Origin of the sequence: Bifidobacterium sp. SO4 (genome assembly GCF_018555355.1) — a bacterium.
Lineage (GTDB): Bacteria > Actinomycetota > Actinomycetes > Actinomycetales > Bifidobacteriaceae > Bifidobacterium > Bifidobacterium miconisargentati.
The window spans coordinates 190,465-202,336 of record NZ_JAFEJP010000004.1 but is presented as its reverse complement, the minus strand read 5'-3'; the positions used below and the strand labels follow the sequence as shown (position 1 = coordinate 202,336).

The window sequence follows — 11,872 nt, the reverse complement described above, 5'->3', positions numbered from 1 at the left end:
CCGCGCAAGACGCTCGGGTTCCGGAAACCCTCCGAGGCCATCCTCGACCTGATTAACGCCGCATGATACGATCACACCACCAAATCAAACAGCAACACAGGTGTTGCAACCACCACTAGAATCCGCCTCGAGCGGAGTGAGACTGAGGGGAGCCACGTGTGGAAGAGCTCCCCTCAGTCAGCTGTCGCTGACAGCTCTGCTACTCAGAGCTTTCGCGGCAAAGCCGCTCACTTCGCCTACGGACAGTCCACTGGACTGTCCGCTGTTACGGCTCAGCCCTCAGAGCGGGGAGCCGGAAAACGTGCAAACGAAAGGTGACGCATGTCCCAGAACACCGAGGACCGCAAGGCGCTGGCGGCGCTCGACGCCGAACCGCTGAACGAACGGATCGCCTACTACCGCAAGCCGTTCATGGTGCTGTGGGCGGCCATCCAGGAGGCCTCCAGCGAACTGGTCGAGGACTACGGGCTCAGCCAGGACATGGCGCAGCTGTGGGTCGCCGAACAGATGCGCCAGGTATCCGACTCGCTGGTCGATCGCCTCGCCGAGAAAGCGGTGGCGCACGGGGCCAGCAAATCGAATGTGGCGCGTGCGGCCGGAGCGAGCCCGGCCAATGCCGAGCGACGATTCCCCCGGCTGAAGGGAGACGGCTCGCATGGCCGGCTGCTCATCGACGACGTGCTCGATGCCATGGAGGAGTGAACGCGAGCTCCTACGCTGGCCGCCAAAATACAGGCGAATATTCGCTTCCAGTCGCTTCGAGGCGGTAGTCTGAACAATGTTCGAGTTATGAGTTAAGGAGAATCAAGGTGAGCAATACCTTTGCGACCTTACCGGTCATGGCGGGCGATGACGTTCCGGCCGGCCCCGTCGACCCGATTTTCAACCGCCTCCTGAAGGACCGCATCATCTGGATGGGCGAGGAGGTCAAGGACGACATGGCCAACCGCATCTGCGCCCAGCTGCTGATGCTGGCCGCCGAGGACCCGAAGAAGGACATCTGGCTGTACATCAACTCCCCGGGTGGCTCCATCACCGCCGGCATGGCCATCTATGACACCATGCAGCTCATCGAGCCGGACGTGGCCACGGTGGGCCTGGGCATGTGTGCCTCCATGGGTCAGTTCCTGCTGAGCTCCGGCACCAAGGGCAAGCGCTACCTGACCTCGCACGCCCGCGTGCTCATGCACCAGCCGTCCGGCGGCATCGGCGGCACCACCACCGACGTGCGCATCAACGCCGAGCTCATCATGGACATGAAGAAGACCATGGCCGAGCTGACCGCCGAGCAGACCGGCCACACGGTCGAGGAGATTTACCGCGACAACGAGTACGACCACTGGTTCACCGCCAAGGAGGCGCTGGACTACGGCTTCGTGGACAAGCTCGTGACCACGCCGGACACCATCGGCAACGACAGCAAGGGGGAGTGACCATGGCAAGTGAAGAAGCGAAGTTCGTAGACCGCGCCGAGCGCCTGGCCGGCCGCCAGGGCGTCGTCGGCTTCATGCCGGCCGCCGTGCGCGCCGAGGCCCAGGCCCGCGCCGCCGCGATGCCGACCAACCGCTACGTCATGCCGCAGTTCGTGGAGAAGACCCCGTACGGCATGAAGACGCAGGACGCCTACTCCCGCCTGTTCGAGGACCGCATCATCTTCCTCGGCGTGCAGGTGGACGACGCCTCCGCCGACGACGTGATGGCCCAGCTGCTGGTCCTGGAGTCCCAGGACCCGAACCGCGACGTGATGATGTACATCAACTCGCCCGGCGGCTCGATGACGGCCATGACCGCCATCTACGACACCATGCAGTACATCAAGCCGGACGTGCAGACCGTGTGCCTCGGCCAGGCCGCCTCCGCCGCCGCAATCCTGCTGGCCTCCGGAGCCAAGGGCAAGCGCCTCATGCTGCCCAACGCCCGCGTGCTCATCCACCAGCCGGCCATCGACCAGGGCTTCGGCAAGGCCACCGAAATCGAGATCCAGGCCCGCGAGATGCTGCGCATGCGCGAATGGCTGGAGAACACGCTCGCCAAGCACACCGGCCAGGACGTGGAGAAGATCCGCCGCGACATCGAGGTGGACACCTTCCTGACCGCCCCCGAAGCCAAGGAATACGGCATCGTGGACGAAGTGCTGGAGCACCGCCAGTAGTTCTGGACAACCCTTTCGCGCACGTGCGCGCCCCGCAATACCCTCGGCCGGCAATGGCCGGGGGTATTGTGTTTGAAGGACCGTACCGGGACAATCGCGCAGCGTGGCAAAGGAGATGCACATGGGACGTGTGGTCAGCTACAACGAGGAGATTCCGCGCTGCACGTTCTGCGGCAAGACCGAGCATCAGGTCAGGAAGCTCGTGGCCGGCCCCAACGCCTCCATCTGCGACGAATGCATCGCCCTGTGCGTGGAGATCATCTCCGAGGAACGGGTCAAGGACGCCCAGGTCAACGCGCTGACCCTGCCCAAACCCACGCAGATCTTCGACTATCTCAACCGGTACGTCGTAGGCCAGGAGAACGCCAAACGAGCGCTGTCCGTGGCCGTGTACAACCATTACAAGCGCGTCAACATGGAGCTGCGCGAGGACGCCGGACGGCTCAACGGACAGGATGGAGGCATCGGTGCCGCGGGTGCCGCCGGACGCGCGGGAAACGCCGGAGTCGTTCCGGACGCGATGGGGTACGGCGACGCGGGATTCGCCGGCGGCCTGGATGCCGAAGCGCCCGCCCGCGCCACAGCCGGTCGTTCCGGTCGTTCGCGACGCCGCGACAACGACCCGCTGGCCGACGTCGAAGTCGCCAAATCCAACATCCTGCTGCTCGGCCCCACCGGCGTGGGCAAGACGTACCTCGCCCAGTCGCTGGCCCGCGTGATGAACGTGCCGTTCGTCATCACGGACGCCACCACGCTGACCGAGGCCGGTTACGTAGGCGACGACGTGGAAACCGTGCTACAGCGGCTGCTGCAGGCCTCCGACGGCGATGTGGCGCGGGCCCAGCACGGCATCGTCTACATCGACGAGATCGACAAGATCGCCCGCAAATCCGGTGAGAACACCTCCATTACCCGCGACGTGTCCGGCGAAGGCGTACAGCAGGCGCTGCTCAAGATCCTGGAAGGCACCATCGCCTCCGTGCCGGTGGAGGGCACGCGCAAGCACAAGGAGCAGGAGACCGTGCAGATGGACACGCGCGACATCCTGTTCATCTGCGGCGGCGCGTTCGTGGGGTTGACGGACATCGTGCGTCAACGTCTGGGCCGTAGGGAAAGCGGATTCGGGGCGAACTGGCATGACGCCGACCTCAAGGACGACGAACTGCTGGAACAGGTCAATGCCGACGATCTGGCCGAATTCGGCCTGCTGCCCGAGTTCATCGGCCGACTGCCGGTGATCAGCGTGCTCAAGGAACTCACCGCCGACGATCTGGCGGCGATCCTCACCCAGCCGGCCAACGCGCTCGTCAAGCAATACCGCAAACTGTTCGCCGTGGACGGCGTGGACCTCCAATTCACCGAGCAGGCCGTGCATGCCATCGCGGACACGGCCATCGCGCAAGGCATCGGCGCGCGCGGCCTGCGATCCATCATCGAACGCACGCTGCAGGACACCATGTTCCAGCTGCCCAGCATGGAGGACGTGCGGCAGGTGATCGTGGACCAGGCGTCCGTGGAAGGAAAAAGCAGCCCGAAATTATTGAGAGAGGCAATGCGCGGAGCGACGTTCGAACATCGCAAAACCGCATGATTCCAACGCGACACGCCGTATGGGCACCCGACTTGCAGAGCGTTGAATGACGTGTATTATAAATCGAGTTGTTTGAACGACAACATGCGCGAGTAGCCCAGCGGATTAGAGCAGCTGACTACGGATCAGCAGGTCGCAGGTTCGAATCCTGTCTCGCGCACTCCCGAACCACGGGGACAACAGTGGTATGCGCGAGTAGCCCAGCGGATTAGAGCAGCTGACTACGGATCAGCAGGTCGCAGGTTCGAATCCTGTCTCGCGCACGATAAAGCCTCGGAAGCGAAATGCTTTCGAGGCTTTTCCAATTTCGACACAATCCGCCGCTACGATGAGGCGGGTTGGTTCTCACAGCAGGAAAGGGAAGAGCAGTGACGCAGGCGGAACAGGATCGCGGTCAGCACCGGTACGATTTCAGCACGATCCTCGAACGGCATGGCTCCACGTCCATCAAATGGCATGAGATCGAAGCGGAAATGGGACCGGACAGCCGGGACGTGATCCCGCTGTCCGTGGCGGACATGGAATTCAAGCCCGCGCCGGAAATCGTGGACGCTCTGGTCGAGGCCGCCACGCACGACGTGTTCGGCTACGACTACGCCACCGACGACTATTTCGCCGCCCTGACCGGTTGGATGAGCCGTCGCCACGGATACGACATCGACCCCACGTGGGTGAGCCTGTCCGACGGTGTGATGCCGGCCATCAACACCGCCCTGCGCGCCGTCACCCATCCGGGGGACAAGGTCATCATCCAGCGGCCCGTCTACTACCCCTTCACGTTCGCCGCCGAACACAACGGCCTGACCATCCTGGACAACGAACTCGTGCTGGACGAGGCCGCCGGCCGCTACGGCATCGATTTCGACGACCTGGAGGCCAAGGCCGCCGACCCGCGCTGCACGGCCCTGATCCTGTGCAACCCGCACAACCCGGTCGGCCGCGTCTGGACCGCCGACGAGCTGCGCCGCATCGGCGACATCTGCCTCGAACACGGTGTCTACCTGCTGTGCGACGAAATCCATGCGGACTTCGCGCATCCCGGCCATGCGGTCACGATGTTCGGCACGCTGGGGGAGCGGTACCGGAGCATCCTCTTCGAGTTCACCGCGCCCACCAAGACGTTCAACCTCGCGGGTCTGCTGTGCTCCAACGCCATCATCCCCGATCCCGAGCTCAAGCGCCGCTTCGACGTGGCCGCCGAGAACATCGGCGGACTCACGGTCAGCCACTTCGGCCTGGTGGCCTGCCAGGCCGCCTACAACCATGCCGGGGCGTGGCTGGACGGGCTGCTGGGCGTGCTGGAACGCAACGTGGCCGTGCTGCGCGCATTCGCCGCCCGCATGGAGGGCGTGCGCCTGATCGAACCGGAAGGCACGTACCTGGCATGGCTCGACTGCCGCGGACTCGGCTTCGAGACCCCGGAGGCGCTACGCGACTTCATGCGCGACGAGGCCCGCGTCTGGTTCGACGAAGGCTCCCTGTTCGGCCGCTCCGGCGACTACTTCGAGCGCGTCAACCTCGCATGCCCCACCGCCCTGCTGGAGCGCGTGCTGGACAACGTCGACCGCGCGCTCGCCGCACGACGGTAACGATAACTAACAGGGAAACCGGCGGACGCTGCTCGGCCCCGAGCGTAACCGTTCGGGGCCGTTGCCGTACTATGGATAGTCGTATTTCACAGGGACGATCGTCGAACACCGATCGTCACGGGAACGGACGGCGAAAGGAACGGCGATGGGAAAGACCACCGGTACCAGGCGAGGCGCATGGGCCGCGATCAGGCGGCTCGCCGCCTCAGACCGCGCCGCCGGCCTCATCATGCTGGGCTTCGCGCTCATCGGCTTGGTGGCCGCGAACCTGCCATTGACCTATCACCTGTTCGAAACCATCGCCGAAACGCATATCGGCATCCCATACACGAACATCGACCTGCCGATCGGCCACTGGGCGCAGGACGGCCTGCTCACCATCTTCTTCCTGACCGTCGGACTCGAACTCAAGCAGGAGCTCACCACGGGATCGCTCTCCAACCCCAAGGCCGCCGCCGTGCCCATGCTGTGCGCGGTGGGCGGCATGCTGGCGCCTCCCATCCTGTTCATGCTGGTCATCGCCCTGTTCTCCCGGTTCGGACCGGGGGAGACGGGCAGCCTGATCCTCACCACCACCGGCAGCAGCATCCCGTTCGGTGAGATGGCGCACGGCTGGGCGGTGCCCACCGCCACGGACATCGCGTTCTCGCTGGCCGTGCTCGCCCTGTTCGCGTGCGGCCTGCCCGGTTCGATCCGCGCCTTCCTTATGACGCTCGCCACCGTGGACGACCTGCTGGCGATCATCCTCATCGCCGTGTTCTTCTCCTCGGTCAACGCCTGGTACTGGTTCATCGGCATCGCCGTGTGCGCCGGCGTCTGGGCGTACCTGGTGCAGCTCAAGCGCGTGCCATGGGCCGTGGTGGCCGTCGTGGGCGTCCTGGCATGGGTCATGATGTTCGAGGCCGGCATCCACCCCACACTGGCCGGCGTGCTCGTGGGCCTGTCCACCCCGGCGCGCGAGATCCACGGCGAGACCACGCCGCGCGCCGAACGGTACGCCTCGAAACTCCAGCCGTTCTCCGCCCTGCTCGCCCTGCCCATCTTCGCCCTGTTCGCCACCGGCGTGCACTTCGAGGAGCTGACGCCCGCGTTGATGCTCTCGCCCCTGGTGATCGCCCTGATCGTGGCATTGGTGGTGGGCAAGCCGCTCGGCATCATCACCACCGCCTGGCTGTCCACGCACCTGGGCGGCCTCAAGATGGCCAAGGGGCTGCGCGTGCGGGACATGATCCCCACCGCCTGCGCCTGCGGCATCGGATTCACCGTATCCTTCCTCATCGCCTCGCTGGCGTACACGAACGCCGAACTGTCCGCCGAAGCACGATTCGGTGTGCTGGTCGGCTCCCTGATCTCCGCGCTGGTCTCCGGCATCCTGCTGAGCCGGCAGTCCAAACGGTTCGCGCACGCGGCGAAGTAGGCCCGCAATCATAAGGAGATGACCATGGCCAAGAAACAGAAGAAAGCCAAGAAGAACGACAACAGGAAGACCGGCGCGAAGCAGTCCAAGTCGTCGGCGAAACCGGCGAAGGGCCCGGTGGCGGATCTACTGGCCGGCCCGGTGACGAACGCTCCTGCCGACGCCGAATCCGTCATGGGCACCGAACAAGACGAACAGACCGTGTCGCAGGACGCCTCGCCGTTGGGCGACACATACCATCGCGGTCCCGTGATACTGCGCGGGCCGATGATCCCGACGGACAACACCACCGCCAACCTCCTGCAGCCTGACGCGGACACGGACTGGCTGCACATGGATCCCTGGCGTGTGCTCAGGATCCAATCGGAATTCGTGGACGGCTTCGGCGCACTCGCCGAACTCGGGCCGGCCGTGGCCGTCTTCGGCTCGGCCCGCACCCCGCGCACCGACCCGGTGTACAAGGCCGCACGCCGCATGGGCAGCCAGATCGCCAAGCGGGACATCGCCGTCATCACCGGCGGCGGCCCCGGCGTCATGGAGGCCGCCAACAGGGGAGCGGCGCTCGCCGGCGGCAAATCGGTGGGCCTGGGCATCGAGCTGCCGCACGAACAGGGACTCAACCAGTGGGTGAACCTCGGCATGAGCTTCCGTTACTTCTTCGTCAGGAAAACGATGTTCGTCAAGTATTCCTCCGGCGTGATCATCTGCCCGGGAGGCTTCGGCACGCTCGACGAGATGTTCGAGCTCCTGACGCTCGTGCAGACCCACAAGGTCGCCAACATGCCCGTGGTGTTGTACGGCAAGGACTACTGGCAGGGACTGTTCGACTGGCTCAACGGTCCGGTCTCGGACCACGGCATGATCTCCGCCATCGACCCGCATCTGGTGACACTCACCGACAGTCCGGACGAGGCCGTGGATATCGCCACCAGCGCAATCATCGCAAGCCGGGCATAACAACAGGGGCTCTTCCCAACGTTCTGAAGCCGTTGAGGAAGAGCCCCTGAATGAATCACAGTCGCCGGAGGATCAGCGCTTGACGGCGATGAGCATGCCGGTACCGTCGGACGTAAGCGTGGAGACGAAGCCCTCGTCCTGTTCCACGGTGGCGATGAGCTCGCGCATGGCCACGGCCTTGTCGCTGCGGTCGGCGGCATCCAGCACGCCGCCCTGCTCGGAGCCCAATGCCAGCACGTCGGTGAACACGATGGTGCCGTGCGCACGCAGCAGACGGGAGGCCTGAGCGAACGTGGAGGCGTAGTTCTCCGGGTCTCCCGCCACCATGATGAAGTCGTAGTCGTTGGCGTTGAGACGGGGCAGGAACACGCTGACCGGCGCGTTCACAGCACGCAGCGAGGTGTCGGTGGTGTCCTGCAGCACGGCGAAGGCGCGACGAATCAGCGTGATGCCCTGCGCCGAGGAATCGACGGCGGTCAGCTGACCGGCACCGTCCAGCGAACGGACCAGCTGCAGGGTCTCGACCAGCGAGCCGGTGCCCACGGCGATCACCGAGGACGCGCCGGCCATACGCACCAGAAGGTTCAGCAGACGCGCCTGGGCGGCCGGACCCTGAAGCTGGCCGTTCTTGTCGGCCGCCTCGCGGGCGTCGGCGATGGCGTCCGGCTCCTGTTCGCGGGCATGCTCCTCCGCGAATTCCCAGGCCTTGGCAAGATTCGTATACTGCGTTTTGTCCATAACCTTCGTTTGTTCCTTCTGTGTCGTCTCCGACCCTCTTCGGCCATGCGGGAGGCGATGCGTCCGTGGTTCTACGCTCTAGTCTGCCACCATCCGGCCGTCAAGCGGAAACCGATGTTCAGCGTTCGCGCACCTTGGCCACGATCTGCCACATCTCCTCGCCCACATCGATGCCGCGCGGGCAGTGACGCGAACAGGCACGCACGGACTGGCAGGCGGCCACGCCGTCCGCCGTATCGATGGCGTCCATGCGGTCCATGGCCTTGGCGTCGCGTGAGTCATTGATGAACCGGGAGGACCAGATCAGCGCGGCCGGGCCGATGAAGGCGTCGCCGCCGGCGAACACCGGGCAGGAGCCTTCACACACGCCGCAGGCGATGCAGTTGCTCAACATCTCGTACTTGGCGAGCTGATCGGGGTGCTGCAGGTATTCGAACACGTCCACCTTGCCTTCGGAAGTGGTGGCCAGCACGCCGTCCGCCTCAAGGTAGGGGGTGAGCTTCCTGATCTGGTCCAGCATCGGGTCGATATCCGCGATGAGGTCGCGCTGCGGCGGGAAACCGGGCAGGGGAGCGAGCTCGATGACGCCGAGGGAACCGCCATGCGCGGCCGCGTCGTCCATGGAATCCGCGGAGGCCTCGGCCTCCGCATTCGTGTTGCCGTCGGCGGTCTCGTCCCCGATGTGACGGAACCCCTCATCGTCCACCTGCGGCAGGGCACCGGGCTGCTTGGCCCAATCCCGGATGGCCGCCGTGCACAGCAGGGTCGGGGTGCCGTTGATGGAGACGGCATCCGAACCGCACATGCCGTGACCGCAGGAATAACGGAAGGCGAGTGTGGGATCCACCGTGCGTTTGATGGTCATCAGGCAATCGAGCACCGTGTCCTCGGGGCGGGCGGGAATCGTGTATTCCTGCACCCACTGCTTGCCGCGCGGGCGTCGGCGGGCGGCGGAATCCGAACCGCCGCCGAACGGGGAGCTCTTGCGGGCGAACGGGCTGCCGCCGCGTGCACGTTCGGCGCGCTCGGCGCGCGGCGTGAAACGATGCACCTGCAGGGTAACCGTCGTGTTGTTCGCCTCAGCCATCATCTGCCTCCAAAGTTCCAATAATCAGCCAACCTATTGTGCCACAAGCCCTGGGCGGGGTTCGTGCCGTTGCGGATTCGTGTCAAGAGCCGGCCGTTTCCCTGCCGGCCGGACAAAGGGAGCGGGCTCCTCGGTGAGGGGAGCCCGCTGGGTATCCGTATCCGCTAGTATTCGCGCTTCTTGGGCGGGTAGTCGGTGATGTGCACCGGCTGCCAGGAGATAGGATGCGCGGCAAAAGCCGGGGCTGGCTCGTTTTGGCCGGCCTTGGCGATTTCGTCGTGCAGACGGTCTCGTTCTTCCGGGGAGAGCAGGCGAATCATGGAATGGGCGAGGAACCGCTCGTCGTCGCGCTCGGGATGATCGGTCCGGTACATCGCGCCGCGGGATTCCTCGCGTGCGCCCGATGCCGCGAGCACGGCACCCGCCAGCTCGACCAGGTGACGGACCTCCCAGATGGCGGTGATCTCCTGATTGAACGCGGCCGTATCGCTGCGCGCGCGCAGGGCTTCCGCCGCGGGCCTGAAGGCGCTGTCGAGCTGGTCGCTTGCGGCGCCGATGGATTCGGCGTTGCAGCGCACGGCCAGCGCACGGTCCATGAGCGAGCCGAGACGGGCCATGAGCTCGTACGGGTTGCCGTTGACCGATGCCGCTTCGGCGTCGGAGTCACCGTCGGAGTCCCCGGAGGCATCCGTGTTGCCGGCCAGCAGATCAGCCAGTTCCGCCGCGCGACGGTCCTTGGCCTGATCGGCCGCCTCGATCAGCGCATCATCGGCCGAATCGTCCGACATGGGGGAGTCCACCGGATTCTCGGCGATACGCGCGGCCATGGTCCGACCGGCCCGCGTGCCGAACAGGCAGGCGTCCAGCAGCGAGTTGCCGCCCAGTCGGTTCGCGCCGTGCACGGACACGCAGGAGCATTCGCCGGCCGCGAACAGGCCGTCGACGACGACGCGATCGCCGAGGGTCCTGGACGGCGGCAGGGCACCGTCGATGAGCCATTCCGGATGGGCGTTGGCCAGGTCGCTGTCGTCCGATTCGTTCCAGCGGTACACCTCGCCGTCGGTGGTGATGGGGATGCCGCCCATCGTGTAATGCGCGGTGGGCTTGATCGGCACCCAGTCCTTGGCCGGATCGAGGTTCGCATACTGTTCGATGGTTTCGACCACCTGCGGCAGTGCCTCGGCCATGCGTTCGGGGGCGATGCCGGTCATATCCAGCCAGACGCAGTCCTTCGGGCCGTTTGGATCCTTGGGGTCCGCGACGCCTCGGCCGGCGTCGATCTCCGCCATGATGGAGCGGGAGACCACGTCTCGGGCCGCCAAGTCCCGGTGCTCGGGCGCGTAGCGTTCCATGAACGCCTCGCCGTCCGCATTGCGCAGCACGCCGCCTTCGGCGCGGGCCGCTTCGGACAGCAGGATACCGGTATGTGCCAGTCCGGTGGGATGGAACTGCACGAATTCGATGTCCTCGAGCTGCAGGCCGGCAGACAGGGCCAAGGCCATGCCGTCGCCGGTCAGATCCCACGAATTGGACGTGGTATGGAACAGCCGGCCCGCGCCACCCGTGGCGATGAGCACATTGCGCGCGTGGACGGCCTGGACCTTGCCCGTATGGGTGTCCAGAGCCACGATGCCGGCCGCCTGGGAACCGTCCTCGGTGAGCACCAGATCGGTCACGTACCATTCCTCGGCGAACTCGACGCCCTGCGCCACGCACTGCTGCCACAACGTGTGGAGGATCTGATGGCCGATACGGTCCGCCGCATAGGCCGCGCGCTTGACCGGTTCGCCGCCGAAATCACGGGTGTGGCCGCCGAACCGGCGCTGGGCGATGTGACCGTCCTCGGTACGGGAGAACGCCACGCCCTGACGCTCCAGGTTGATCACGGTCTCCGGCGCGTATTCGGCGAGCAGGCGGGCCGCGTCCTGATCGACCAGCCAGTCGCCGCCCTTGATGGTGTCGTAGTAATGCCAATGCCAGTCGTCGGGCTCCACGTTGCCCAGACTGGCCGCGATGCCGCCCTCCGCGGAGCCGGTATGCGAACGCAACGGCTGCAATTTGGAGACCACCAGGATCTTCGGACCCACGCCCTGCGCCTTGAGATCCTCGATCTCAGGGGACCTGAGCAGCCCCAACGCCGCCGACAGGCCGGCCGCTCCGGCGCCGACGATCACCGCATCATACATATCTTCCAAACGTTTCGGACTCATGGTCTCGATTCTCGCACACCCGCCGAACAGTGGCCTTGACGACATGAGACAGGTCGCAACGACTGATATGCGAGAACCGGCATGACCGACTGGTATACGAAGCCGATACACGAAGGATTGGTCTGTGAAGG

Annotated in this window: 9 protein-coding genes, 2 tRNA genes and 1 pseudogene; 9 read left to right on the top strand and 3 right to left on the bottom strand. The window is 65.4% G+C overall.

All coding sequences use genetic code 11. The features are described 5' to 3' along the window. Positions 1-321 precede the first annotated feature (321 nt). The 9 genes and pseudogenes from JS536_RS04945 to JS536_RS04905 all read left to right on the top strand — a co-directional run bounded on the left by JS536_RS04945 (position 322) and on the right by JS536_RS04905 (position 7,706). Positions 322-702 (top strand): transcriptional regulator, encoded by a 381-nt coding sequence (locus JS536_RS04945; RefSeq protein WP_214303551.1) that lies wholly within the window; start codon positions 322-324, stop codon positions 700-702. Positions 703-809: 107 nt separating this feature from the next. Then, complete coding sequence (locus JS536_RS04940; RefSeq protein ID WP_109056701.1) at positions 810-1,433, top strand: ATP-dependent Clp protease proteolytic subunit; 624 nt, start codon at positions 810-812, stop codon at positions 1,431-1,433. Positions 1,434-1,435: 2 nt separating this feature from the next. Beyond that, on the top strand, positions 1,436-2,152 hold the full coding sequence (locus tag JS536_RS04935) for an ATP-dependent Clp protease proteolytic subunit (protein ID WP_214356008.1): 717 nt from the start codon (positions 1,436-1,438) through the stop codon (positions 2,150-2,152). 121 nt (positions 2,153-2,273) lie between these two features. Beyond that, a complete protein-coding gene (gene clpX / locus JS536_RS04930) occupies positions 2,274-3,743 on the top strand; it encodes an ATP-dependent Clp protease ATP-binding subunit ClpX (RefSeq protein WP_214356007.1) in 1,470 nt (489 codons plus the stop codon). Between the two features lie 86 nt (positions 3,744-3,829). Then, positions 3,830-3,903: transfer RNA gene (locus JS536_RS04925), tRNA-Arg, on the top strand. Positions 3,904-3,932: 29 nt separating this feature from the next. Further along, positions 3,933-4,006, top strand: a tRNA-Arg gene (locus JS536_RS04920). Positions 4,007-4,111: 105 nt separating this feature from the next. Beyond that, entirely contained in the window at positions 4,112-5,332 is a 1,221-nt protein-coding gene (locus JS536_RS04915; RefSeq protein WP_214356006.1) for a PatB family C-S lyase, read from the top strand. A 145-nt stretch (positions 5,333-5,477) separates the two neighbouring features. Beyond that, positions 5,478-6,731, top strand: a pseudogene (locus JS536_RS04910) (Na+/H+ antiporter NhaA); the annotation flags it as partial. Positions 6,732-6,773: 42 nt separating this feature from the next. After that, the gene (locus tag JS536_RS04905) at positions 6,774-7,706 is read left to right on the top strand and encodes a TIGR00730 family Rossman fold protein (protein WP_214356004.1); all 933 of its coding nucleotides are present in this window, start codon (positions 6,774-6,776) and stop codon (positions 7,704-7,706) included. 72 nt (positions 7,707-7,778) lie between these two features. Here JS536_RS04905 and JS536_RS04900 read toward each other — a convergent pair whose 3' ends face one another. From JS536_RS04900 to JS536_RS04890, 3 genes are all read right to left on the bottom strand, one after another. Next, positions 7,779-8,444, bottom strand: a complete 666-nt coding sequence (locus tag JS536_RS04900) for a methyltransferase (RefSeq protein WP_214356003.1) — start codon at positions 8,442-8,444, stop codon at positions 7,779-7,781. A gap of 118 nt (positions 8,445-8,562) precedes the next feature. Next, complete coding sequence (locus tag JS536_RS04895; RefSeq protein ID WP_214356016.1) at positions 8,563-9,531, bottom strand: 2Fe-2S iron-sulfur cluster-binding protein; 969 nt, start codon at positions 9,529-9,531, stop codon at positions 8,563-8,565. A 164-nt stretch (positions 9,532-9,695) separates the two neighbouring features. Continuing rightward, entirely contained in the window at positions 9,696-11,741 is a 2,046-nt protein-coding gene (locus JS536_RS04890; protein ID WP_214356002.1) for an FAD-dependent oxidoreductase, read from the bottom strand. Between the last annotated feature and the right edge of the window lie 131 nt (positions 11,742-11,872).

Coding starts and splice junctions, on each gene's coding strand:
- JS536_RS04945 (WP_214303551.1), top strand. CDS start 322: ATGTCCCAGAACACCGAGGACCGCAAGGCGCTGGCGGCGCTCGACGCC.
- JS536_RS04935 (WP_214356008.1), top strand. CDS start 1,436: ATGGCAAGTGAAGAAGCGAAGTTCGTAGACCGCGCCGAGCGCCTGGCC.
- clpX (WP_214356007.1), top strand. CDS start 2,274: ATGGGACGTGTGGTCAGCTACAACGAGGAGATTCCGCGCTGCACGTTC.
- JS536_RS04905 (WP_214356004.1), top strand. CDS start 6,774: ATGGCCAAGAAACAGAAGAAAGCCAAGAAGAACGACAACAGGAAGACC.
- JS536_RS04900 (WP_214356003.1), bottom strand. CDS start 8,444: ATGGACAAAACGCAGTATACGAATCTTGCCAAGGCCTGGGAATTCGCG.
- JS536_RS04895 (WP_214356016.1), bottom strand. CDS start 9,531: ATGGCTGAGGCGAACAACACGACGGTTACCCTGCAGGTGCATCGTTTC.
- JS536_RS04890 (WP_214356002.1), bottom strand. CDS start 11,741: ATGAGTCCGAAACGTTTGGAAGATATGTATGATGCGGTGATCGTCGGC.